At 68.9% G+C, this 25,723-nt stretch carries 14 protein-coding genes; 6 read left to right on the forward strand and 8 right to left on the reverse strand.

The window, feature by feature from the left end:
* The gene (locus tag ACFYM2_RS31245; protein WP_388840877.1) at positions 1-7,320 is read right to left on the reverse strand and encodes a polymorphic toxin-type HINT domain-containing protein; all 7,320 of its coding nucleotides are present in this window, start codon (positions 7,318-7,320) and stop codon (positions 1-3) included.
* Between the two features lie 438 nt (positions 7,321-7,758).
* Here ACFYM2_RS31245 and ACFYM2_RS31250 point away from each other — a divergent pair, with 438 nt between their 5' ends.
* Positions 7,759-12,756: a ricin-type beta-trefoil lectin domain protein gene (locus tag ACFYM2_RS31250; protein WP_388840880.1), complete on the forward strand. Its 4,998-nt coding sequence runs from the start codon at positions 7,759-7,761 to the stop codon at positions 12,754-12,756.
* A gap of 356 nt (positions 12,757-13,112) precedes the next feature.
* Positions 13,113-14,639: a UDP-N-acetylglucosamine 1-carboxyvinyltransferase gene (locus tag ACFYM2_RS31255; RefSeq protein WP_350233224.1), complete on the forward strand. Its 1,527-nt coding sequence runs from the start codon at positions 13,113-13,115 to the stop codon at positions 14,637-14,639.
* 344 nt (positions 14,640-14,983) lie between these two features.
* Here the strand turns inward: ACFYM2_RS31255 and ACFYM2_RS31260 are convergent, their stop codons facing one another.
* Entirely contained in the window at positions 14,984-16,054 is a 1,071-nt protein-coding gene (locus tag ACFYM2_RS31260) for a serine hydrolase domain-containing protein (RefSeq protein ID WP_388840927.1), read from the reverse strand.
* Between the two features lie 378 nt (positions 16,055-16,432).
* On the opposite strand from ACFYM2_RS31260, the gene ACFYM2_RS31265 reads away from it, so the two are divergent.
* Positions 16,433-16,651 carry a hypothetical protein gene (locus ACFYM2_RS31265; protein WP_388840883.1) on the forward strand — a complete coding sequence of 73 codons (219 nt, stop codon included), beginning with the start codon at positions 16,433-16,435 and terminating at the stop codon, positions 16,649-16,651.
* Between the two features lie 139 nt (positions 16,652-16,790).
* Here ACFYM2_RS31265 and ACFYM2_RS31270 read toward each other — a convergent pair whose 3' ends face one another.
* Together ACFYM2_RS31270 and ACFYM2_RS31275 are read right to left on the reverse strand one after the other, a co-directional pair.
* The gene (locus ACFYM2_RS31270) at positions 16,791-17,183 is read right to left on the reverse strand and encodes a hypothetical protein (protein ID WP_388460403.1); all 393 of its coding nucleotides are present in this window, start codon (positions 17,181-17,183) and stop codon (positions 16,791-16,793) included.
* A gap of 246 nt (positions 17,184-17,429) precedes the next feature.
* Positions 17,430-18,569: a PucR family transcriptional regulator gene (locus ACFYM2_RS31275; RefSeq protein WP_388460401.1), complete on the reverse strand. Its 1,140-nt coding sequence runs from the start codon at positions 18,567-18,569 to the stop codon at positions 17,430-17,432.
* Positions 18,570-18,655: 86 nt separating this feature from the next.
* Here ACFYM2_RS31275 and ACFYM2_RS31280 point away from each other — a divergent pair, with 86 nt between their 5' ends.
* Both ACFYM2_RS31280 and ACFYM2_RS31285 read left to right on the forward strand, forming a co-directional pair.
* Entirely contained in the window at positions 18,656-19,714 is a 1,059-nt protein-coding gene (locus ACFYM2_RS31280) for a ferredoxin reductase (protein WP_388460400.1), read from the forward strand.
* A 7-nt stretch (positions 19,715-19,721) separates the two neighbouring features.
* Complete coding sequence (locus ACFYM2_RS31285) at positions 19,722-20,876, forward strand: acyl-CoA desaturase (protein ID WP_359002787.1); 1,155 nt, start codon at positions 19,722-19,724, stop codon at positions 20,874-20,876.
* Positions 20,877-21,057: 181 nt separating this feature from the next.
* Here ACFYM2_RS31285 and ACFYM2_RS31290 read toward each other — a convergent pair whose 3' ends face one another.
* The gene (locus tag ACFYM2_RS31290) at positions 21,058-21,618 is read right to left on the reverse strand and encodes a phenolic acid decarboxylase (RefSeq protein ID WP_388460398.1); all 561 of its coding nucleotides are present in this window, start codon (positions 21,616-21,618) and stop codon (positions 21,058-21,060) included.
* A gap of 88 nt (positions 21,619-21,706) precedes the next feature.
* On the opposite strand from ACFYM2_RS31290, the gene ACFYM2_RS31295 reads away from it, so the two are divergent.
* Entirely contained in the window at positions 21,707-22,141 is a 435-nt protein-coding gene (locus ACFYM2_RS31295) for a MarR family winged helix-turn-helix transcriptional regulator (RefSeq protein ID WP_388460396.1), read from the forward strand.
* An 84-nt stretch (positions 22,142-22,225) separates the two neighbouring features.
* On the opposite strand, the gene ACFYM2_RS31300 is transcribed toward ACFYM2_RS31295, so the two are convergent.
* From ACFYM2_RS31300 to ACFYM2_RS31310, 3 genes are all read right to left on the reverse strand, one after another.
* Complete coding sequence (locus tag ACFYM2_RS31300) at positions 22,226-23,488, reverse strand: PP2C family protein-serine/threonine phosphatase (protein WP_388840885.1); 1,263 nt, start codon at positions 23,486-23,488, stop codon at positions 22,226-22,228.
* Between the two features lie 272 nt (positions 23,489-23,760).
* A complete protein-coding gene (locus ACFYM2_RS31305; RefSeq protein WP_388840888.1) occupies positions 23,761-24,066 on the reverse strand; it encodes a hypothetical protein in 306 nt (101 codons plus the stop codon).
* Positions 24,067-24,111: 45 nt separating this feature from the next.
* Positions 24,112-25,644: a DEAD/DEAH box helicase gene (locus tag ACFYM2_RS31310; RefSeq protein ID WP_359002793.1), complete on the reverse strand. Its 1,533-nt coding sequence runs from the start codon at positions 25,642-25,644 to the stop codon at positions 24,112-24,114.
* Positions 25,645-25,723: the final 79 nt, after the last annotated feature.

Raw genomic sequence — 25,723 nt, forward strand, 5'->3', positions numbered from 1 at the left:
CTAGCCTCCAGTGGCCCAGAAGATTGTGAATGGGGAGTTCTGTGCAGCATGACCGCGGATCCCTGCGCCACCCAACGTCACCCCGCGAACGTTCAGCATGGGCGAACAGATGGCAACGCAGAAGTTTCGCGATGCCGCACCGAACACTGCATGCTCATTTGGCCCCAAGCTGTTAAGGATCCCTTCCTCTGCATGCCCAGCCGCCTGCACGAATTCCTCTCCCGGCCGAAGTGTCCATCCGGAAGGCATTGCACCGCCCCCATTGATTCCGATCCGAGTGGTGAATGCCTTCGTCTCAGAGTTGAAGACGCCAATTACCGCCGTAGTGCCCTTCACGTCCGCCATGAAGTAATCATTGCGGGACGCCTGCAACTCTTCCGCACGGTTGAGAGCAAGCATTGCATCGTCTTCAGTTGCAACCCCAGGACCACAGTTGTGAACCAGGACCGGCGTGGTCCCCGCGAGCACATAGTACGTGTGGAGTTGTTCGACGGTGAGGTTGTGCGTGGTGACGGCGTAGCCGTAGTTGCGGACGGCGGTGACGGTGAGGGTGGCGCCGTTGGGCTGGCGGAGCTGTTCGTTGGTGCGGAGCTCGCCGGCGTCGACCCATTGGTGGCGGGTCTGGCTCCAGTAGGGGTGGTGATGGGTGGAGGTGACCTTGGCCGGGGGGCCGCGGGGGTGGGCGTCGTCGGTGAGGGTGAGGTCGGTGAACTGCTTGTCGTCGGGGGTGGTGATGGTGGCCGTGACGGTCTCGGGCCGGGTCTGGCCGGTCTGGGGGTCGGTGGCCAGGACCGTGTCGCCGTCGTGGATGTCCTGGATGGCCCTGGTGGTGCCGTCGGCCATCATGACTCGGGTGCCCGAGGGGAAGCTGTTGCACTCGGTGGGGGCCTCCTTGCCCTCACCCGCCCCCTTGGCTTCGGCGTCGGCCTCGGCTCTGGCGGACTTCGCTTCGGTACCCGCCGCGTCGGTGGCTGTCTCCTTGGCGGCCTTCTCTTCGGCCGCCTTGGCCGCGACCTTTTCCGCGGCGCGAGCTTCGTCGCCGGCCTTCTTGGCCTTCGCATACGCTCTGGCCGCTTCGGCCGCGGTGCGTTCGGCGGCCCGGATGGCGTCGTAGGTCTTGTTGATCTCCTTGTAGATCTTGAAGGCCTTGATGCCGATCTTGACGGCCTTGAAGATCTTGCCCCACGGCACCGCGCCGAGCGCGGTGTTGAGGCAAGCCATGACGTCGCCCTTGGTGAAGCAGTCGCGGGCGTCGTTGTAGCCGATCAAGTCACCGACGATGTGGATGACCTGCTTCTGCAACTCCTCGCGCTTCGCCTTGACCTTGGTGACGGTGGTCTCGGCCTGGTCCAGCGTGCTTTCGGCCTGGGTCTCGGCGGCCGTCGTGCCGCCTGTGGTGCCGCCCGTCGAGCCCGCGCCCCCCTTTGACTGCCCCGCCAGCTTTTCGTAGTACTCGTTGACCCCCTGGCACTCGGCGGCGGTGCCGCAGTCCATGCGGAGACCGGTGGCGTCGGCCCTGTTGACGGGGCTGTTGTTGGCGTACGCGTAGGCGTTCCACTGTTGCGGCTCGGCGCCGTCCACGATGGGGTCGGGGCTGATGAAACGGGCGGTCTTCGGGTCGTATTCGCGGGCTCCGAGCAGGGTGAGGCCGGTCGCCTTCTCCTTGGTGCCGCCGACAAAACCCTTGTCGCCCGCCCACGTCCCCTCTGCCGGCTGGTTGCCGCGGTCGTTGCCGAACGGGTCGGTGGGACGGCGGGCCTGGGACAGGTCGAAGGAGTTGAACTGGATGCCATTGGTGCCGTGCGGGTCCGAACTCTGATAGGCCAGGGTCGACTTGCCGCCCGTAGTGGTGCGGGTGATGGACAGGCCGCCGGGAGCCCCATAGGTGCGGACGTTGGTGAGGGCGCCACTGGCGGTGTCCAGCGTGAGCTGATCGGCACCGAGGTTCAGGGTGGTCTTGCCCGGATCACGACGGATGAGCTGGTTGCCCTGGGTGTCGTACAGGTAGCTCGTGCCGGCGCTCTGGCCGGTGCCGGTGATCTTGTCTAGTTTGCCCTGTCCGTCCCAGGTCAGATTCTTGGTGCCGGGCGTGCTGGTGATGGATGTCGTGTTGCCGACCGCGTCGTAGGTGTACGAGGTGGCCGTGGTGCCGGAGGGACCGGTCTCCGTAGAAGCCATCAAAGCGTGCGGGCCGCCCGTGCCGCCGCCCGACTGCGGGTCGGAGGAGGGGGTGTTCGGGCCGGTGCCGAAGGTCTGGGTGACCGTCACATCCTTGGCCGCCGCGCCGGTGACATCCTTCTTGACGAGCTTGGTGCGGTTGCCGAGTTTGTCGAAGGTGTACTGCTGCCAGAACGGGGCGGGGCCACCGACGCTGGGCTTGCCTGCGCCGTCGACCGCCGGTCCGCCGCTGTTGGCACACGAGCCGATGCCGCGGACGCTGGGCTGCGGGGCGGTGGTCTGCGCGCCGGTGTCGGTCCAGGCCTGCGTGAGACGGCCGAGATAGTCGTGGGTGAAACACTGCTGATCGACCGCGTTGCCGTCCTGGGTGTCGCGGACGGAGGTGACCTGGCCCAGCGCGTTGTAGGTGTACTCGTTGACGTCGACGCTGGCAGTCGGCGCGTTCTGCTTGTCGAGGATGGAGCGGATGACGCGGCCGGTGGAGTTGTCGTAGTCCAGAGTGGACACGATCTGGGCACCGGTGTCACCGACGGTGGTGCGGATGGTGCGGCCGTAGGGGTCGTAGCGAAGATCCGCCACGTAGGGGACGTTGGTGAGACCGATGGTGCTGTCGAGCGAGGTCTGGTTGCCCATCGTGTCGACGCCGAAGATCAGTGTCTCGGCCCCCAGGCCGGCCCCCGGCAGGGCGGGCAGCTTGGTCGTCTTCAGGTAGCCGAAGGCGTCGTAGGCGTTGGTGGTCGTATACGTTCCCGCGAGCTTGCCCTCGGATGCCGGGATCGTGGTCCTGGTGCCGAGCGGGCGGTAGCCCCTGTCATAGCCGGTGGTTTCCGACGTGTACGCGCTGCCCGAGGCGCCGCCAACAAATCGGGTGGCGGCGGTGGGCTTGCCAAGGGCCAGGGTGTCGTAGGTGAACTTCCCGACCTGCTTGGCCGGGTCGATCGCGCTGCCCTCGTACGTCGCGGCGGTGCGACCCAGCAGGTCGGCCACGGTGGTGGCGCTCTTGCCTCGCGCATCCGTCGTGGTGACGAGGTTCCTGGTGTCGTCGTAGGCGGTGGTCGAGGTGCCGGAGTCGGGGTCGGTGGACTTCACCGGGCGGCCGAGCAGGTCGTAGGCGAAGGTCCACTGGTTGCCCGCCGAGTCCTTGCGCCACAGCTCCTTGCCCTGCGCGTTGTAGCCGTAGGTGGTCTCGTCGTACGCGCCGGAGGGGGTGTTGCTCTGGTACTGGCGCAGCGCCACTGGCCGGCCGAGGCCGTCGGAGATGGTGGCCGTGGCGAAGCCGCCGGCGGGCGGGGTGGTGCGGACCTCGTCGGCCCCGGGGTAGTCGGTCTTCGTGCGCCACTGCTCGATGCCGTACGACTGGAAGACGGAGGCTGTGACGCGGCCCAGACCGTCGTAGACCTGCACGGTCTGCGACGGGACCTTGCTGTCCGGGTTGACACCGCCGTTGGGCAGGAACAGCGCTCCGACGGGGGCGGCTTCGTCGTTGTAGTAGGCCGCGCTGGTCTTGGTCTGCCAGCCGTGCGAGTCGAAGAGGGCGTCAGTGATCGTCCGGCCGGCCACACCCGAGGGGGTGCTGGCCTGGGTCTGCCGGACCCTGCCGAGACCGTCGTAGATCGTGAAGGACGAGGTGTAGTTGCCGTCCCGCATCCGGGCCTGGCTGAGCACGGAGGAGGGCGCGTTGGTGCCGTTCATCGCGTAGGAGAATTTGCGGTCGGCGGGCGCGCCGGTCGAGCGGTCGCTGTCGGGCTGCCAGGCGGCGACGAGGCGTCCGAGGGCGTCGTAGTCCTGTTCGCTGACGCGGCTGTTCTCGTCCGTGGCCTTCAGGGGCAGGGAACGGCCGATGTCGAGATTGGTGACCGTCTTCCAGCCCAGCGGGTTGGTGTGGATGACCTGGCTGGGCAGGGCGCCGGTGGACGGGGTGAACTCGGTCTTGGTGACCGCACCGTCCGGGTGGGTGGCGTCGGTGCGCGTGGGGTCGGCGGTGCTGGTGACGCGGCCGTAGGCGTCGAAGGTGGTGGCGGCGTTCTTCCGGTACACCGGGGTGCCGTCGGCGGCGTAGCGCTCCAGGACCTCGGTCGAGGTCTGATCCCCGGTCGCGTTAGCCTTGCCGAGCGGCAGACCGTCGAAGTAGACACGGGTGTCGGCGACCGTGTTGGAGGAGGTGGGCGCCTGGTCGCAACCGCCGGAGAGGATCAGGGTGCGCGAGGCTAGGGGCTTGGGTGCCAGGTCGAGGCCGGTGGCGTACGTGAAAGTGGTGCAGAGCCGGTTCTCCGGGTGGCCGACGTCGCTGTTGTCGTCGACCTGGACCGGGCGGGCGCCGAGCGTGCTGTCGTAGGTGGAGCTGCGCTCGGAAGTGCGCCAGCTGCCGTCGGCCAGCTTGGAGTGGGTGGTGACCTCAGCGGTGTTGACGGCGCGGGCGGTGATGTCCGGCATGCCGCCGGACTGGGCGCGGGTCGCGGTGACGGGGCCCTGCCAGGGAGTGCTGACCTCGTCGCCGATGACACTGCCACCGTCGCGGTCGTACGTAAGACTCTGCCGGACGAAGCCCGACAGGACGTTGTCGTCGGTGACGCTCTGGACCTTGGTGCTGCCGTCGACGGCAGCGGCGTCGACGGTGACGCTCCGCTTGGAGCCGTCGGCCAGGATGTCGCCGTCCATGCCGCGGAAGTAGGTGCTGACGGCCTTGGTGCGCGGGGCTTCGGTCTGGTTGCCGGAGCCGGTGCGCGTGGTGACAGTGGCGTAACCGCGGAACTGGTCCCAGGTACGGGTCTTGGAGTCCGTCAGCTCGGAGTCGTTGCGGTGCCAGGCGATGCCGCCGCCGTACTCGTAGTCGGTGACCTTGGTCGGGGCGGTGGCGAATGTGTCCTGTTCGGTGACGCTCTGGACGACGGTCTTGTTGAACCAGTCCTTCACGGGGTCGGGGTAGGACTGCCCGGGCAGGTACCACCTGACCGGCATGCAGGCCATGGTGTTGCGGTCCTCGGAGGACGGCATCGTGTGGTTGAGCCGGGAGCACTCCGCCGGCCGGTAGACGACATTGATCCTGCCGCCGGTCTCGGTCGTGATCGTCTGAATGCGCGGGCGCTTGAACGTGGACGTCGTGGCCTCGGTGCCGTCGGGGCGTACGACGTTCCCGTCCACTCGGTTGGCGATCTGAAGCGGCTGGAAGGAGACCGCGGGCAGGGTGATGGGGGTCTTGCCGTTGGAGCCGGTGCGCTGGACGGAGTCCAGCCACAGCGACGGTGAACTTCCGTCTCCCGGGTCCTGGAAGGACTGGTTGAGGGCGAAGGAGTCGACGCTGCGGTAGGAGGTCCCGTCAAGGACCTCGGTATCGATCCGCTTGAGGCGCTTGGTGGTCCAGAAGGTGGGCGACAGGTTCAGGCACTGGCCACTGCTGGCGCAGTTCTGATCGAGCGGGCTGTCGGGCCAGTACGTGGCGTTGTCCTTGGTGCGCTGGGACTCGGCGCAGGTGATCGTGTCCTTGGCGAAGCAGCGCTCATCGGTGCGGAACCACACCTGGGCGGCGGGATTGGCCTTGCCCTTGGCGGCGATCTGGTCGGGCAGGCGCTGGCCGTATCCGATCCAGGCCGGGTGGCTGGCGCGCTGGTACTTGGTGAGGGTGCCGTTGCCGTTGTTCTGGCCGCCACCGCGTGTGTAGTAGTTGTCCTCCTGCGCGTAGCGGTAGTTGATCAGATTCTGGTGCGGGTCGACGACGTAGTCGAGGTTCCACTGCCAGCCCATCTGCGACCAGGTCCCCTTGTCGGCGGAGCCGGCGCCGAGGCACTTGTCCGCGTCGCCGGGCCAGTAGACGGGCATGGTGGACACGGAGTCCGCGGCGGGGTCGCTGCCGTCACCGCCGGGCAAGTGGTTGGCACCGAAGTAGAACTGGGTGCCGTCGTTGGTGGTGACCTTCCAGCCCTCGCCTTTCCATGCGCCGTTGTCCAGGCCGGTCAACCGCTCGACTCGGGTGCCGTCCTCGCCCTGCAGGTGCCACGCACACGAGGTGTCGTCGCGCACCAGCTGGCCCGCGTGCCCCGCGAGCGAGAGGTTCAGCAGGTCACCACCCCAGCACTCGTCGCCGGAGCCCTTGACACCCGCGTCGTCGCAACTCTTGTACGTACGGGAGATCGAGCCCGGATGGTAGTCCCAGCCGTCGCCGATCCAGCTCGCCTGGGCGTTGGTGGAGGCGGTCTTGCCGTCCACGGACGAAGAGTCGTAGCCCAGCGACAGGCTGGGAGCCGGACCGGCCAGAGCGGAGGGGACCTCCACGGTGTAGCCGTAGGTGAAGTTGCCCGCGTTGGCGCCCGCCTGCCAGGAAGCCGAGGGGCTGAGCGGAGAGGCCTTGAAGTCGCCGCCGGCCCCCGCCGGGCCGGGCTCCACGGCCAGCACCACGCTCTGCGCCGCCATGGCCTGCGGAGCCTCGACAGCGCTGAACAACGAGGACTTGGCGTTCCCACGCGCCATGCTCCACGGCATCGCGACCTCGGCCACCAGCCGGCCGGAGGCGTCCGTGCCGGCGGTCACCGGGGTGCGCCGCGTACAGCCCGGGGCCTTGGGCGTGGTCAGCGCGCAACCGGGAAGCTCGACGACCCGGGCCCGGTCGGCCCAGTTGGCACCGGCCGCCTTGGCCCATGCGGAGGTGTCCAGGCCTACCCGGACCTTCCCGGGGGCCGCGCCGGTTCCGGTGTCGGTCAGCGATACGAGGGCGCCGTTGACGCCCACTCTGCCCGCCTTGCGCTTGTCCGCCACCTCGACGCGCACGGCTGAATCGCCGCTCGGCGCAGAAACGGCGGCGGAGGTCTTCGCCGCGTGATCCGGCTCCTGGCCGGGAGCGATCCAGACCGGCAGCGTGCCGGCCTGCGTGAGGGGAGGCGCCGTGCCCGGATTTCGCGAGGGGGACTTCCCGAAGGAGGAACGGCCCACGACGGCCGTCGCCGTGCCGGACGGAGTGTCACTCGCGGCAGGCGGAGACCAGCTCTTCCCGGTAGGCGCCTTGGCGGCGGCCGGCTTGAGGCTTGAGCCCTTGACCGGCTTGGTGTCCGGCAGCGGGGTCTTCGGCGGCGTCCAGACCTTCGGGGGCGCCTCCTTCGCCTCGACAGCGGGGAGGCCGAGCCCGCCGAACAGCACCGACAGCGCGGCCATCACGGCAATCCGCGAACGCCCGGTGTTCGAGCGCGTGAAAAGCCCACCCCGACGAGACAACTGGTTCCCCCACAGGACACAGAAGAAAACAAACATGCAATGCGAAATCCCCCGGCGGATCACGGCCGGGGTAAACGGCACCCTATGGATCAGCAATTTGGCACGTACAGCGGAATTTAAAATTCCGGCCGCGTGGCCAATGTCACGTCCAGGTGCACTGCGGTAACTCACGGGGCAGAAAGGGCATTTCACAAGCGACACCGTTGACAGGGGCGATGCTGTGAAGGAACTGTGCGGATGACCTCTGCCCGCTCACAGACCACAGCGAGGACCTCCATCTTGAGGCCATCACTTCTCCATCCGCGGATACTGGGGCCGGGGGCCTCACGTCGCCGACGGGCCGTCCGCGCGCCGCTGGGAACGATCGCCGGTGCCGTCGTGCTCTCTCTGGGCATCGGCGTACTCGCTGCCCCCGGGGCGGTCGCCGGCGGCAGTGCCGGGCACGGTCCGGCCGACTCTGCCTGGCCTGCTCCGCCCCCCAAGAAGCCCACCGAAAACGAGAAGGCCCTCGACGCGGCACGCGCCCAGGCGAAAAGCACCGGGAAGCCGGTAGCCATCGGGTACCTGACGACGCAGAACGCGCAGACCGTCGCCAACCCCGACGGCACACTCAGCACCGACACCTCGTCCAGCCCCTTGCGCGTCCGATCCGCCGAGGGGACGTGGCAGGACATCGACGCGACGCTGCGTGCCCGCGCGGACGGCACTGTCACGCCGACCACCGTGCCGTCACCTCTGGTCTTCTCCGGTGGCGGGGACGGCCCCATGGCGACCATGACCACGAGCGACGGCAAGAAGCTCGCCATCAAGGCGCCTTTCAGACTGCCCAAGCCGGTCCTCGACGGTGACAGCGCCCTCTACGAGGCCGTCATGCCTGATGTGGACCTGGAGTTGACGGCCACCCCTCTGGGCGGCTGGCGCCAGGTGCTGATCGTGCACACCGCGCGGGCTGCCGCCGACCCCGCCGTCAAAAGGCTCCATCTCGACGTGGTGGCCGACGGGCTGACGGTGAGCGCCGACGCGGCCGGAAACCTGAAGGCGGCCGACGCCCTGGGCCGGGCCCGCTTTTCCGCGCCGAGCCCCGTCATGTGGGACTCGTCCACGCCTCCCACGCCATCAGGGACGCAGAAGTCCTTCGCCCGTCACGCCGCGCTGACCGCCTCCGCGGACGGCACTGGAGCCGATTCCACCGCGGATGGCCCCGGCGCGGGTGCGATCGTCGCCAAGGTTGCCGCCACCGCCGACGACCACGGCATCGACCTCGTCCCCGACACCGGGGTGCTCGAGAAGGGCACCGGGCCGTGGTTCATCGACCCGGGCTGGAACCCGTCGACCGACAACACGCTGCAGGCTTGGGCCCAGGTACAGGAGGCCTATCCCAGTACGAATGAGTACAAGGGCACACAGTACGGCCAGGACACACCGGCCACCGGCTACTGCGGATACGTCGACACCGAACACCCTTGCTCCCCCACCGGCCGGACCCGCGCCTACTTCCAGGTCGGCATCGGATCCGCGATCTATGGCGCCACCGTCCTCGACGCGCGTCTGTACGCCACGGTCATCGCGTCCTCCAGCCCCTCGACCAGGACCCCGCTGGGCTTGTACGAGACGGGCACGATCAGCGATCCGACCAGTTGGAACCACCAGCCGTGCGGCACCGGTTCCGTCATGGGCGGCTGCTCCAAGATCGGTGCGAGCCTCTCGGTCTCGGGCACCGGCAGCGTCGCGTACGACGTCACCTCGACGATGAGACGGGCGTCAGCCAACCGCTGGGGCAACTTCTCGTTCGGGTTCGCCCCCGACGACGAGAACAACAAGTACTACCGGCAGCGCTTCACGTCGAAGGGCGGCCAGGCCCCTCACGTCGTCGTCACCTACGACATCAACCCGGCCATCGGCAACCCCCGCACCAGTCCGGCCCCGGGCCTGGCGAGCACAGGCTCCTATACCCAGTGCAACCTTCCGGAGGAGCCCGGCTGGATCGGCGCAACCAGCACCGCACTGACAGCCAACACCGACTCGCGCACAAACGAGCAGCTGTACACGACGTTCAAGCTGTGGGACAACGACAACGGCAACCAGACTTCGACCTTCACCACCGGTTGGAACTCCGCCGGCGACGTCACCGTCAACTCGGGAAGTCTTGTTGACGGTCACCAGTACGGCTGGCAGGCGATCACCACGGACGGCACGCTGTCGAGCGACCCGACCGGAAGCTGCTACTTCCGCGTCGACCGCACCCCGCCCACGGCAACCGTCGCCTCCAGCGACTTCCCTCCCTCCGGCACCCCCAACGCCCAGCCCCTCAAGGCCGGCCAGGAAGGCACCTTCACCCTCACCGGAACTGATCCCGCACCCGTTGACGGTGGCCGCAGTTCCGGGCTCGCGTGCGCGCGCTGGACCACCGACCCTGTCCAGGCGGCCGCGACCGGGTGGAGGTGCACCGACTCGGCCAAGGGCATCGTCAGACTCACCGGAGGCAAGGCGGATATCAAGATCACGCCCCCGCACTGGGGTACAAACTTCGTCTACCTGCAAACCCAGGACAATGCGGGCAACATGTCCCAACCCGCGGTCTACAGCTACTACGCACCGTCCGACCTCAACGGCCCCCGCCCTGTCTTCGGCGACGTCACCGGCGATTCCATCCCGGACGTGCTCCTGCCCGACAGCGCCGGCGACCTCCGCCAGATCGGCGGCGGCACCGACCCCAACACCGCGCCCAACGCCCGTATCCAAGCGGCGCCAGGCAACAACGGCTGGACCGGCATCCAGATCACCCACCGCGGCAGCCTCGCCAGCAAGAACGTCGACGATCTCCTGGCCCACCAGCCGGGTGCCGCCATGCTCTACGACTACCTCAACGACACCAATGGGGGCCGCTTCGACGGCCAGGCACCCGTACCCCTGGACAAGCCGACCTCCTGCGTGGACGCGACCTCTTCGGCTCTCACGTGCGCGGACTACGGTTACGGCGGGAACTGGTCCAAGGTCACCCAGATCGCGGCGTTCGGCTCGCCCAGCGGTGACTCCGGCGCGGTCCAGGGCACCGGCCAGTACGCGCTGCCGCGTACCTCGCTGCTGTTCGTGGAGAACGGGCGGCTCTGGCTCGCCCTGCGCGACAGCAGCAACCACCTGGGCCGGGCCATGCTGCTGTCGGCCAACGACCAGCGCTGGGACAACTACGAACTGATCACCCCGGGCCGCACCAACGGAAATGACTTTCCCACCCTGTGGGCCCGGTCGAAGACCACCGGCGCCGTCCGTGCCTTCACGGTCAAGGGCAGCGCCGACGCCCCGGACCTGACCGGCTTCATCGACCCCGCGCAGGGTGTGGACCTCAAGGCCGCCATCGACCCCGAGCGTTACCCGCGCGTCGGCTCCGACGGCGACCTCACCGGCGACGGCATTCCGGATCTGTGGGCAGTCGACACCAACCAGCAGCTCGTCTCCTTCTCCGGCGCCGGTAACGCTCCCACCAACACCGCCCCGTACCCCACGGTCACGAGTCTGGTCTCGACCGTCGTACCGCTGGGCAACCTCAACATGCCCATGGCCGGGTGGAAGCTCACTGGCCCCAACGCCCAGGGAAAGGTGGACAGCAGCACCGGCAATTACCCGGCCACCGCCACGAACATCCTGTGGCCCACGGCGACCGTCGACGGCCGGAACACCGATTACGCCTTCTTCAGCGACACGCAGTCGGCGATCACCACCAGCACCGCCGTAGTCGACACCCGCAAGAGCTTCACCATCAGCACCTGGGCCAAGGCATCAGACGCCAACGGAGTCATCGTCAGCCAGGACAACTCCCAGGCCAGCGACTTCATGCTCTTCCCCGAGCATGATGGCGCCTACTGGCGGTTCGCCATCGGCAACACCCAGGACACCACTTCCGGCTGGAGGTACGACAGCACCTCCAGCATCAATGCCAACGCCCTCCTCCACCCGGATGTCTGGACCAAACTGACGGCCGTTTACGACGCGCGCACCGGGCGGATGGGTCTGTACGCGGACGGCGTTCTCGTCGGCTCGGGCCACCACAACCCGTCCGCCAGCCCCGCCCCGAAGCCGGACGGACCATTCGCCCTCGGCCGCTACCAGGCCGACGGCAAGCCCAACGCTGTCGGGGGCCTGCACGGCGGCATCAGCAACCTCGCCATCTACCCGTACGCGGCCTCCGTCACCGCGCCCGGGGCCACGGGCCCCATCACTGCCGCGACCGACTCGGGCACCTGCGTCGACGACGACCACGCGGCGAGCACCGACGGAAATCAGATCGAGATCTACACCTGCAACCAGTCTGACGCCCAGCAGTTCGAGCTCCGGGACGACGCCACCGTCCGCATCCAGGGCAAGTGCGTCGAGGCCGCGAACAGCGGGACCACCAACAACACCCTGGTCCAGCTCATGACCTGCACGGGAGCCCCCAACCAGCAGTGGCAGGCCCGCGCTGACGGCAGCTACCTCAACCCCGTCTCCAACCGCTGCCTGGACCGACCAGGCGGCACTTTCACCCCTGGCACCCAATTGCAGCTCTACGAGTGCAACGGCGCCCCCTCCCAGCGATGGGCCACCGCCACCCTGGGCACCGCCGCGCTGCCTTCCCCTGCCCCCCTGCCGGCCAACGGCAAACAACCGACCCCGTCACAGCCGGCCCAGGTCGCCTCCGGCGACTTCAACGGCGACGGCAAGAGCGACGTCGCGACGCTGTACGACTACGGACGCACCGACACGGGCAACCGCAGCGCCCTTTGGGTGTCCTTGAGCGATGGCAAGGCGTTGCTCCCTCCGCAAGGACAGTGGGACAGCGGAGACGACAGCTGGAACTGGAACGCCAGCAAACTCACCTCCGGCGACTTCAACGGCGACGGAAAAACCGACATCGCCATCCTCTACAACTACGGCCAAGACTCTACGGGCAACAACCACACAGGCCTGTGGTTCGCCGGCGGCGCCACGGGGCTGAGCACCCCGAAGAAAATATGGGACAGCTCCTCCAGTTGGAACTGGAACGCCAGCACAGTGGCTTCCGGCGACTTCAACGGTGACGGGAAGTCCGACATCGCTGTTCTCTACGACTACGGCCGGGACGCCGACGGCAGCAACCACACCGGAATGTGGGTTCTCTCCGGGGAAGCCGACGGAGTCAGCGCGCCAAAGAAGGTGTGGGACAGCACTGACAGCTGGAACTGGAATGCCAGCACCCTTGTCGCAGGCGACTTCAACGGCGACGGAAAGACCGATGCCGAGGTTCTGTACGACTACGGACAGACCAGCGATGGTCACAGCAAAAACGGGTTGTGGACCTTCACCGGCATCGGGGACGGTTTGAGCGCGCCCCGCCTGGAGTGGACCAGCTCCAGCTTCTAGAACGGAAGAGCCACCAAGAAGCAGACCACGGAGGCCGCCCCCTTACCTGGGGGCGGCCGCCGTCCGTGCGGGTACGCGGTTATCCACCGCTGGGAAGCCACCCATCGGGAGCCCAGCCAGACACCCGCAGCCCAGGCGCGGCGTGCACCCACCGAGTTCTCACGCAATGCGGCAGGCTCCTACACAGGCACGAACAAGCGCACGACACGCCCGAACTTCGCAAAACAATGCACCCCGGACGGACCAGCCCATTTGCCGCCCCCGCAAGGAACGCGCAGGATCGGAGGTGACGGGTCCTCACCCTGACGGCCCAGCCCAGCGCGAGCGCCATCTCATATCTGAGATAACCTGCCCCTATGGCAGACGACTACCTCGTACGCATCGGCAAGCTCATCCGTGACGCCCGGCAGCACCGAGGCTGGACACAGACGCAGTTGGCCGAGGCTCTGGGCACCAGCCAGAGCGCCGTGAACCGGATCGAGCGCGGAAACCAGAACATCAGCCTTGAGATGATCGCGCGCATCGGCGAAGCGCTCGACAGCGAAATCGTCTCGCTCGGCTACTCCGGCCCCATGCACCTGCGCGTCGTGGGCGGCCGTCGCCTCTCGGGCGCGATCGACGTCAAGACGAGCAAGAACGCCTGTGTCGCCCTCCTTTGCGGCTCCCTGCTCAACAAGGGCCGCACCGTGCTGCGCCGCGTGGCCAGGATCGAAGAGGTCTACCGGCTCCTGGAAGTCCTCAACTCCATTGGCGTACGCACCCGTTGGATCAACGAGGGCACCGACCTGGAGATCGTGCCGCCGGCCCGGCTCGACCTCGACGCCATGGACGCGGACGCCGCCCGCAGGACCCGCTCCATCATCATGTTCCTCGGCCCGCTGCTGCACCGCATGGACCGCTTCCGGCTGCCCTACGCCGGCGGCTGCGACCTCGGCACCCGCACCATCGAGCCGCACATGATCGCGCTGCGCCGGTTCGGCCTGGACATCACGGCCACCGAGGGGATCTACCACGCCGAGGTGGACCGCACCGCGCCCGACCGCCCGATCGTGCTGACCGAGCGCGGCGACACCGTGACCGAGAACGCGCTGCTGGCCGCCGCCCGCAACGACGGCGTCACCGTCATCCGCAACGCCTCCTCCAACTACATGGTCCAGGACCTGTGCTTCTTCCTGGAAGCGCTCGGGGTACGGGTCGACGGCATCGGCACCACCACCCTGACCGTGCACGGCATGGCGGACATCGACGTGGACGTCGACTACTCGCCGTCCGAGGACCCGGTCGAGGCGATGAGCCTGCTGGCCGCCGCCGTGGTCACCGAGTCCGAGCTGACGATCCGCCGGGTCCCGGTGGAGTTCCTGGAGATCGAGCTCGCGGTCCTGGAGGAGATGGGCCTCGACCACGACCGCACCGAGGAGTACGCCGCCGACAACGGGCGCACCCGGCTCATCGACCTCACCGTGCGCCCCTCCAAACTGGAGGCGCCCATCGACAAGATCCACCCGATGCCGTTCCCCGGCCTCAACATCGACAACGTGCCGTTCTTCGCGGCGATCGCGGCGGCGGCCCAGGGCCAGACGCTCATCCACGACTGGGTCTACGACAACCGCGCGATCTATCTCACCGACCTCAACCGTCTCGGCGGCCGCCTCCAACTCCTCGACCCCCACCGGGTGTTGGTGGAGGGCCCCACCCGCTGGCGCGCCGCCGAAATGATGTGCCCCCCGGCCCTGCGCCCCGCGGTGGTGGTCCTGCTCGCCATGATGGCCGCCGAGGGCACGTCGGTCCTGCGCAACGTGTACGTCATCAACCGCGGTTACGAGGACCTGGCGGAACGCCTCAACTCGGTGGGCGCGCAGATCGAGATCTTCCGCGATATTTGATGCGCGAATGCCGCCGCGCCCCGTCTGACCTGCGGCTCAGCGGGTCAGGGAGGGGCGCGGCGGCATCTCTGGGACTTCTCTGGGCCTTTGGGCCTGCGGTGGCTACGAACCCCGCTCCACAGCTCCTGCCGGCCGGCCGCGGCTACGCGGAAATCGCGTCGATGCCGGAAGCTGACGCGGCTGGACGAGACGACGGAACTCGCGAGGTGAGTCGCAGGTGCGGGGGGGGCTTCGCGGTCCTGGCGGTCGCAGCCGCCCGGAACACCCACCGCCCGGTGGCTCGTCGGCCGACGATCACCGGGCCCCGTCGCCCGATGCCTCGGTGGGCCCCGTGCCGGTCTCCTTCAGCGGCGGCACAGGGCCGCGTCCACGACTCGGTCGACACGTCCTCTGGTCGCTTCGTCGGACAGCTGCAAGCTCACCGCGACGTTGGCGGCGCGGCCGCCCACGGTGGCCCCGCCCCGCGTCTCGTATCCCGGATAGCTGCCGCCGTGGCCCCAGTAGAGACCGCCGCACGACAGCGGCTTGCTGACGAGCCCCAGACCGTAGCGGGCGCCGGGGCCGAAGGTCTCCTCCGCGGGAACGGTACCGGTGCGCATCTCGGCGCGCTGGGCCGGCTTGAGCAGGTCGCCGGTCAGCAGCTCCGAGAAGAACCGGTCCAGGTCGGAGTTGGTGGAGATCATCGCTCCCGCGGCCCAGGCCCAGGAGGGGTCCAGCTCCGTCACGTCCCGCAGCGGCGCATCGGGTGAATCCCGGTAGTAGCCGGTGGGATGGGGTCCGCGGATGGTCGCGTCACCGGGGGCGGGGAAGTAGGTGTGGCGCAGACCGATCTTCTGGATGATCCGCTGGTCGATCTCCTTGGCCAGCGACCGGTGGGTGACCTTTTCGACCATCAAGCCGGCCAGGACGTAGTTCGTGTTGCTGTACTTCCAGCGCGTTCCGGGGTCGAACTCGGCCTTGTGCTGGAGCGCGATGTCGAGGAGTTGGCGGGGTTCGAAGTGCTGGACGTCCTCACCGAGGTAGTTGCTGTAGTTGGGAAGACCGCTGGTCTGTTGCAGGAGATGGCGGACCTTGATGCGGCCTCCGTCAATGCCGTCCCCGCGGACGACGCCCGGCAGGTAGGTGTCGATCGGCGCGTCGAGGCTGATCTTCCCCTCTCCGACCAGTTGCAGGACGACCACGGCGGTGAACGTCTTGGTGTTGCTGCCGACGCGCACCTGACCATCACGGGGCACCGCCGCACCGGTGGCGAGGTCGCCGACCCCGGCGGTGTAGGTACGGTTTTGGCCGTCGCGGCTCTGGACGCTCGCCAGCGCGGCAGGGATGCCGTCCTCCGCCACCAGCGCGTTCAGTCCCTGCTGGACGGTGTCGTGCCGGGTGGCGGCGGACGCCGCGGACGGGGTCATGGCACTCATCGTCAGCACGCCCACGGCCACGGCGGCCACGGCCGGCACGGCTCTGCGCCAACTCGTCCGGCGCTGCTGGGAAGGACGGGAAAACGTCCATGACTGCTGCTCGTGCACGAAGTGACTCCTACGGGATCTGCGGACAACGCAGCGGTGTGCGGTCGGTCCAGCATGTCCGGGCACCGCCTTCCGCCACGATCCCGCTACCCGCCCAACCCCAGGTGGGGTTACCCCCCGGAGACGTCCGGCCTCCGGGCGGCTGAGGTACCACTCCCAGACCCCGTACCGGCGCACCTCACGTCCAACCCCGGGCGACCACGTGCGCGACGCCACCCGGCGAACCGCGCAGGCCCGGCTCCCGGCATCTCCGAGGCCGCCGACCGCGCCGTGTTCGCGATCGACCCGCGCGGGCAGGGCCGTTCCACTTGGACGCCGGTGCTCCTCACCCGCCACTTCCACATGACCGACCCCGGCACCGGCCGCCTCATGGGATCCACCGGCCAGTCTGTGGCCTTCAGGCAGCTCGACGCCCCGCACACCATGCACGAGCCGATGGCACAGCAGTACGCCGACGTCATCACAGAGTGGATCAAGACCCTGGCCTGACCAGGTCCTGTGGGCCGGCCACGCTGAGTCACTGATCGGCGCGTGGGGCGCGGCTCCAGTGAGAGCTCGGCGGTGAGCTGGAGCTCTCAGCTGCCCATAACGGGCGCTTCAGGTGCGGGTCATCTAGGAGGCTGTGCGGTCAGCGCCGGCCGCCGCCACCGACGCGGCGGTCGTCGGCCAGTGCGGTGAGCGGGCCGAACTCGCAGGCGAGCTGGTTCCACGTCAGAACCTCGCCGCAGCGGGCCGGGAACTCCTTCGGGTTGAACTCGGGCATGGTCCAGGTGCCAGTGCCCCGGTCCCGCAGCCACAGGTCCCCGTCACCGTCGACCACGGTCGGCGGGACCGGTACGGGCTCGGCCTGATCGATGGGCTCCCAGGTGATCCGGCCCGGGTGAGAAACGCGGCGCAGCTCGGTGGTGGCCAGCCGTGCGGCCAAGTCACGGGTGGACTCTTCGGCGTTCTTGACCGACTCGAGCCGGTATGCGTCGTCAAGTACGGGCAGGGCTGGATTCTTGCTGCGCTTTGAACTCATACGCTGACTACCTCCGGTGGGGGGCGTCACATCCGTTATGGCACCCCGTAGAGGAACACGGTATCCGAGGCGGGAGCCGGGCCGGCCACGACCGCTGTCCAGACGGAGGCGCTGGCACACCGGGCGGGGCTGCTAGGTGGTGAGCTGGTCCTGGATGTGGCGCAACGCGTGGTGGTGGCGCTCAGAAATGGCGTCCGGGCCCGAGAAGGTGAGGCCGCCGGGGGCGAGCGGGCGTCGTGGCATGCGTCAGCTGACCTGGAGACCGAGCGCAAGCGTCAGCTCAAGGACGCGGTGCGGCGATGCGAGTTCCGGAAACAGTTCTCGCAGCTGTGACATCCGGTACCGGACGGTCTGCGGATGGACGAACAACGCCGTTGCCACCTCCTCCCGCCTGCCCTGGTGCAGCAGCCACGCCCGCAGCGTCTCCTCCAGCCGCCGCGCGGTCGCGGCGGGCAGGGTCCGCAAGGGGGCGAGGGCTCGGGCACGCAGGTCCGCGAACGCGTCCGCGTCGGCGCTCAGTACCAGCTCGGGCAGGTGGTCCTCCGTGTCGCGGATGTCACAGGAGAGGGAGTGCGCGCGTACGGCTCGTGCGTACGAGGCGGACGCACGAGTCCATGGCCGGGCCGGGCCGACCACGGCGGCGCGGTGGTTCAGCTGCCTCAGGAGATGTGTCCGGTCGGCGTCGGGGACCAGCAGCACGCCCCAGGCGTCCGGCAGATCGTCGAGGACGAGCGTGTTGGGGTTGAGCGTGCGGTAGGCAGGCCGGGCCTGGGCGGCGGGCAGCAGCACCGCGGTCAGCGACACCGGAGGCTGCCACCCGGCCCGTTGCGCGGAGGCCCGCAGCACGTCCGGGCTCGCGTCGGCGAGGAGGTCGCGGGCCAGGTGTTCCAGGTGACGCTCGTGGGCCCGGCCCTGGGCGGCCAGTTCGTCGGCGTGGCCCGCGGCGCTCGCGGCGGAGAGCTCGTCGATGTAGGCGAAGGTCAGCTCGGCGAACTTGGCGACCTCGGCGGCGGGCAGCCCCGCGGGCACGGCACCCGTGGCCAGGCATCGCCAGGCCACGCGGGCGCCGACGCGGTAGGCGCTGAGCAGGGCGTCCATCGACCGGCCCTCGCGGACCTCGCCGCGGCCCAGCTCGTAGGCCGCGTCACCGGCGTCGCCGCCTGTGGCATGGCCGCTCGCGAGGTCCAGGTAGTGCCCGAGGGCGGTGCGTACGGCGCGGCGGATGATGCCGCCCATGCGGCCCGAAAGGGCGTTGGCGTAGGGAGGAACCTCGTCGATGATCGCCTGGACGATCTCGTCGGCGGTGTTCTTCAGCGCGGCCCGCAGTACGGTGACCGTCGTCTCATCCAGGGTCAGTTCGCTGGCTCTCCGCATGGCATGGTTCATGTTTTGTTTCCTGCGAACAATTCAGCCGACCAGATTCACGTTCTGCGGACAGGACTTTACGCCCTGAGGCGCATCAAGGTGGAGTCATGACGAGTGCGGCCCTCCGCGGCAGGGCGTGGAAACTGCTGGAGATGGTCACGACGCCGCTGCTGCCGTCGGACTACCTCGACCTGGTCAGTCCGCTGCGTGCGGGTGCTGAACTGCGTGGGCGCATCGAGGCCGTGCACCCCGAGACGGGTGACGCCGCGACCCTCGTGATCAGACCGGGGCGGGGGTGGCGTGGCCACACGGCCGGTCAGTACGTGCGGGTTGGGGTCGACGTCGACGGGGTACGCCTGTGGCGTGCCTACTCGCTCACCTCGCCGACGGACCGCCGGGACGGCCGCTTCACGATCACCGTGAAGGCGATCCCGGGCGGCAAGGTCAGCAACCACCTGGTCCGAGAGGCGAAACCGGGCACACTGATCCACCTCGACCAGGCGACCGGTGACTTCGTGCTGCCGGAGGCCAAACCCGCCAAGGTGCTCTATCTGACGGCAGGCAGCGGTATCACGCCGGTGATGGGCATGCTGCGCGACACCGGGTTCGACGACGTCGTCATGGTCCACTCCGCACCGCGGCCACAAGACGTGATATTCCGCAATGATCTGCACGGCCTGGTCGCGGACAAGAAGCTGCGCCTCACCGAGCTGCACACCGAGACGGACGGCATGCTCGACATCGCCCGCCTCGACGAGCTCGTGCCCGACTGGGCCGAGCGGGAGACCTGGGCCTGCGGACCCGCCGGCCTGCTCGACGCCGCCGAGGCGCACTGGATCGAGCACGGCGTCCAAGGCCGCCTGCACACCGAACGCTTCCGCCCCGGCATCGTCGTCTCCGGGGACGGCGGCGGCGAGGTCACGTTCCGCACCACCGGCAAGACCGTCGACGCGGACGGCGCCACGCCGTTGCTGGACGTCGGCGAGGAGGCCGGCGTGCTCATGCCGTCCGGGTGCCGCATGGGCATCTGCTACGGCTGCGTCACACCGCTCAAGGCGGGGGCCGTCCGCGACCTGCGCACCGGCGAGATCACCGAGGCAGAGCCGGGCGTCCTCATCCAGACCTGCGTGTCCGCCGCGGCGGGCCCCTGCGACATCGAACGGTAGGAGAATTTTGACCGCCATCGACCCCACCGCCCACCTGAGCGGGGAGCAGATCGAGGAGCTTGGCCGAGAGCTGGACGCGATCCGCGACGGGGTGATCGCCGCCCGCGGCGAGAAGGACGCCGCCTACATCCGCAAGGTCATCTCTGCCCAGCGCACGCTCGAACTGGCCAGCAGGGGCGTGCTGCTGTTCTCGGGCTTCCCGCCCGCGTGGCTGATCGGCACCGCCGGTCTGTCCGTGGCGAAGATCCTGGAGAACATGGAGATCGGCCACAACGTCCTGCACGGCCAGTGGGACTGGATGCGGGACCCGAAGATCCACTCCACTACCTGGGACTGGGATCACGTCTCGCCTGCCGAGCAGTGGAAGCACTCGCACAACGAGCTGCACCACACGTACACCAACGTGATCGGCAAGGACAACGACCTCGGTTACGGCATCATGCGCGTCGACGAGGACCAGAAGTGGCACCCGCTCCACCTCGGCCAGCCGCTGTGGAACTTCCTCAACGCCTGCTTCTTCGAGTACGGCATCGCCGCCTACGACCTGGAGCTCGGCGACAACCTGGACAAGCACCGCCGCAAGGACCCGGAGTTCCGTGCCCGGGCCAAAGCCGTCGGCCGTAAGATCCGCAAACAGGTGCTCAAGGACTACGTGATCCACCCGCTGCTGTCGGGCCCGTCATTCCTCAGCACGCTCGCCGCCACGTTCACCGCGAACCTGGTCCGCAACATCTGGTCCCACTCGGTGATCATGTGCGGGCACTTCCCCGAGGGCGTGCAGGTCTTCGAGCGCCGGTCGATTGAGCACGAGACGCGCGGCCAGTGGTATCTGCGCCAGATGATGGGTTCGGCGAACATCAGCGGCAGCAAGGCCATGCACTTCATGACCGGCAACCTGTCCCACCAGATCGAGCACCACCTGTTCCCGGACCTGCCGAGCAACCGGTACGCCGAGGTCGCGGTGAAGGTGCGCGCCTTGTTCGAGAAGTACGAGCTGGATTACGTCACAGGGCCGCTGCCCAAGCAGGTGTTCTCCGCGTGGCACAAGGTCTTCCGGCTCTCGCTGCCGAACAAGAAGGCCAAGGTCAAGATGGCAGACCCCGAGCGAAAGCCCGTCGCCACCTTCATCCCTACCGGGGCAGTTCAGATGGCAGAGCGCTAATTCGACCCCTTCGGCTCTCGCGCCCACTCGTCTTACCAGACGGCGAAGGAAAGCCGTCGCCGACATCGCACTGTCCGTGGCGCACGTGGAGAGGCCCGGATGCCGTACTCCTGGCACCCGGGCCGGCACCGTGGTTGGGCCCCCGGCCCGGCGGTCGCTCTCCCCCGTCCACAGTGCGGCCCTAGTTGGTCCCGTCCGCCCAGCCCGCGGGGAGATCGGCCGGGGCGATGGCGATGACGTCCTCGTTGTCCGCGCCGACGAACTCGTAACGGGTGATCTTCGCGAACTCCGGGACGACGTAGATCGGGTACGTCGGGCCCGCGTCACGGAAGTCGCGCATCTCCTCCAGGTGGTCGTTCTGGAAGAGGACCGTGCGCTCGCCGTGCTCCTCGACCCAGTGCGGGAAGAAGATCACGCCGTGCAGGACACGCTCGCCGGGGACGACGTTGACGGCGACGGAGGTGCCGGTCGGCTCGTTCCAGGAAACCTTGTAGACGCCCGCGGTGAGCATGACCAGGTCCACCTCCTGGTCCTTGACCCAGCGGCCGCCGACCATGCCGGTGTGGATGCGGTAGTCGATGGTGTGGTCGTTCTTGACATACATCTCGTACTGCCAGCCGTTGGCGTAGGTGTAGATGAAGCGGTGGCCGACGATGCCGGAGAGGTCCTGCGGGGGGATCGGAGTCGCGACCGTGGTGGGGTAGGCGGTCGCTTCGAGTGCGGCTTCGGCGATGGTGGTCATGGGAGCTCTCCTTGCTGCGTCACTGGCTCCTTAAGTTTGACACAAAACTATTTTGTGTCAAAACGAAATCTTCGGCAGAATGTCCCCCATGGACACCGCCTCCGACTTCAGCCGGCTGCTCGGCCCCCTGCGCCGCGCCGTACTCCGCTCCACACGGGGCGCGGCCGGCCTCCCCGACCTGCCCGAGGCCCAGATCGAGCTGTTGCGGGCCCTGGCCGCGGAGGGCTCCCTCGGCGCCAGGGTGGTGGCGGACCGGCTGCGCATCGCGCCCTCGACCGTAAGCAACCTGGTCAAGACGATGGTGGCGTCCGGGCTCGTCGAGCGGGCCGCCGACCGCGCGGACCAGCGGGCCGTGGTCCTCACCCCGACCCCCGCGGCGCTCGACCTGCTCGACCGCTACGACCGTGCCAGCACCGCGGCCCTGGAAGGCGCGCTTGCCGCGCTGCCGGCCGCGGACAGGGACACGCTGCGGGACGCGCTGCCCGTGCTGCGGCGTCTCGTGCGGGAATTGGACAACAGGTAGCCCTGCCGCAACCGGGCTCAGGCGGGACGCCCAGGGCGGCAGGGCCGGCTGCCTGGGCCGCTCTCCATCATGCGGGTCGGCGCGTCACTGTCCGGGCGTTGCCGGGAGTGAGGCGTCGGTGAGGTCGGCGCCGGTGGCGGCGTCGCGCTGAGAGTGGTGCACTCCGTGCCAGTCCAGGCACATCACGGTCGCGTCGTCAGCCAGATGCCCGTCACTGGCGTCGACGATCGCCCCGATGAGGGTGCGGGCGGCTTCTCGTGGATGCAGCGCCCGGGTGCGGAGGATCAGGTCGGGGAGGTCGACGCTGTCGGCGTTGCGTTCCAGCATGCCGTCGGTCAGCATCACCAGCCGGTCGCCGGGCCTGAGGTCGAGTGACTGCACGCGGTAGGTGCGCGGGTTCAGGACGCCGAAGGGCAGATCGATTTCCGGGACGATCTGCTTCACCTTGCCGTCTCGCAGTCTCAGCGGCCAGGGATGTCCGGCGTTGACGAACTCGGTGGTGCCGTCGAGCAGGCTGATCCGCAGCAGCTGACCGGTGACATAGCCCGCGCGGCCATGCTCACGCAGGGCCTCGTGGGCGTGCCGGGCTTGCTCTTGGAGGTCCGCGCCGGCCCGCCGCGCGCGGCGCACGGCGCCCAGCACCAGGGTCGCCAGCAGCGCGGCACCGACGTCGTGCCCCATGGCGTCGGTGACCGACAATTGCATGGTGTCCCGGTCGATCACGTAGTCGAAGGTGTCTCCTCCGACGTGGTCGGCGGGCTCCAGCGCCCCGGCGACCGCGAACTGCGCGGCCTCGCACGCCAGCGACGCCGGCAGCAGGCGGTGCTGGATCTCCGCGGCCAGACTGAGCGGGCGGGTACGCCTGCCCCACTGGTAGACGTCGGTGAACGACCGGTTGGCGATGACGATGTAGGCCAGCGCGTGAGCGGTCTCGCCGATCTCCCGCATCGTCTCCGTGTCCGGCGTCGAGGGCAGGAACAGCTCCAGGACACCGATGGCGTCACCGCGATTGGTCACCGGAGCCACCACCCGCACCATGCCTGTATCTGTGTCCCGCACGCCCGGCTGCTGGCTGCGGATCACGTCGTCGTACAAAGTGTCCCGCAGGGCGATGCGCCAGGCCGTCTCACCCCTGTAAACGGTGCCGGCCGCGCCGAGGCGCACGACCGAACCGCCGCTGAAGTCGGTGATCAGGAAGGACACCGACGCCGCGCCGAGCCGCTCCTTGAGCAGGCGCGCGACTACGTCGAGCGACTCCACGGGCGATGCGGCCTCTGCCGCCTCCAGCGTCCCCGCCAACGTCGACGCGCTGCCCGGACGGCTCCCGTCTGTCTGCCCTGCGGTCACAGCGCCTCCTCGGCTCCTCGGCTCGGCGCCGCTCAGGACTCGCGTCCCGGACAGACGGGTTGCCGGTGGTGGTTCGGTACCGAACAGGTCCATTCGACCATGCGTCCCGGCCGGCGTCCGGGTACCCGGCCGTCGTCGCCCGCCCCGCCCCCGGACCCCGCGCGGGCAGGCTCCGCGTTCCCACGCTGCCGGGATGGTCGCGGCAGGTGGAGACGAGCTGGGTCATGGCCCGCTGGACTCGCAAGTGGCTCGGTCGCCTGCGGCGCGGCTGTTCAGCGGGTCAGGGCGGCAGGACGCGGAGTGTCGCCGGCGAGGATGTCCCGCAGCTGGACGCGATCGGTGTACCCGGTCCTGTCGCGGACCGCGGTGAGCTGGGCCAGGGTGAGGAGCCCCGTGCGCACGCTGTCGTTGTCACAGACAAGCAGGTGACCGGTGTGGGCGCTCGCCATGACGGACAGGGCCACCTCGACGGTCATGTCGTCGAAGACCCGCGGACCGGTCAGGTCGCTGGCGTCGGCCACCGACCGGAGTACGGGGGTCGCGGCCATCGAGCGGGGCTGCACCTGAACCATCGTCAAAGAAAGCTCCTGCGGAGGTAGATCGGTTTCCGGATACGGGGGTTGTCAGACCGCGGTGCCGAACGCGGACTGCTGTGCGGTCCTGCGCCGGGCAGCCGAGGCGGGGCTGCGCCGCCCGCGAGACGACGACGTGCTGCGCCGGCTCCGCTCGACGACCGGCGCGGCGATCGTCACGGCGATGCCGGAGGGGGCCTGCGCGCCGGTGATCCGGGTGAGTTCCACGTCGCCGGAGCTGACCTGGGTGGTCTGGGGCACGATCCCGGCGGCGGTCATGAGGCGGCTCATGTCGCGGCGCTGCTGCGGGGTCACCAGGGTGACGACGCTGCCGGACTCGCCCGCGCGGGCGGTGCGGCCGCCGCGGTGCAGATAGTCCTTGTGGTCGGTCGGCGGGTCGACGTTGACCACGAGGTCCAGGTTGTCGACGTGGATGCCGCGAGCCGCGACGTTGGTGGCCACCAGCACGGTGACATGCCCGGTCTTGAACTGAGCCAGAGTCCGGGTTCGCTGCGGCTGCGACTTGCCGCCGTGCAGGGCCGCGGCGCGCACCCCGCTGTCCAGCAGGTCCTGGGTCAGCCGGTCGACCGCGTGCTTGGTGTCGAGGAACATGATGACCCGGCCGTCGCGCGCCGCGATGTGCGTGGTCGTACGGTGCTTGTCGGCGCCGTGGACGTGCAGTACGTGGTGCTCCATCGTGGTGACCGCCCCTGCGGACGGGTCGACGGAGTGGACGACCGGGTCGACGAGGTAGCGGCGGACCAGGAGGTCGACGTTGCGGTCGAGGGTGGCCGAGAACAGCATCCGCTGGCCGCCGGGGCGTACCTGGTCCAGGAGCGCGGTGACCTGGGGCATGAAGCCCATGTCGGCCATCTGGTCGGCCTCGTCGAGCACGGTGATCGCCACCTGGTCGAGCCGGCAGTCACCCCGGTCGATGAGGTCCTTGAGCCGGCCCGGCGTCGCCACGACGACCTCGGCGCCACCCCGCAGCGCGTTGGCCTGCCGGCCGATGGGCATGCCGCCGACCACGGTGGCCAGGCGCAGCTTCACCGCGCGGGCATAAGGGGTGAGCGCCTCGGTCACCTGCTGGGCCAGCTCCCGCGTCGGCACCAGGACCAGGGCCAGCGGCTGACGGGGCTCGGCGCGCTGCCCGGCGGTGCGAGCCAGGAGCGCCAGGCCGAAGGCCAGGGTCTTGCCGGAACCGGTGCGCCCGCGTCCCAGGACGTCCCGGCCGGCCAGCGTGTTGGGCAGTGTCGCGGCCTGGATGGGGAAGGGGGCGCTCACACCCTGCGTGGTCAGCGCGGCGAGCAGCCCGGCCGGCATGTCGAGGTCGGTGAACGCCTCGGCTGCGGGCAGCGCGGGAGTGATCGTCTTCGGCGGGGCGAACTCGCCCTGAATCGCGGCGGGCCGCCGACCGTAACCGCCCGAACGGCTCGGGCCGCCTGAACGGCTGGGGGCTCCCGAACGGCTCGGAGCGGACGAGCCGAAACGGCTTTCCCGCCTCGAACCGGCGCCGGAGCCGAAAGCGGGGCCCTCACTGCGGTTGCGGCGGGAAGAACGGTCGTTCGTACGTGCGGGGTTCATGGAGAACCTTCCTTGATACGGCCATACGGCGCGCGTCAAGGAATTCCCGCAGCAGAAGAACAGCGCGAAGAATCACAAG

The sequence above is a fragment of the Streptomyces sp. NPDC006711 genome, from assembly GCF_042869775.1.
Lineage (GTDB): Bacteria > Actinomycetota > Actinomycetes > Streptomycetales > Streptomycetaceae > Streptomyces.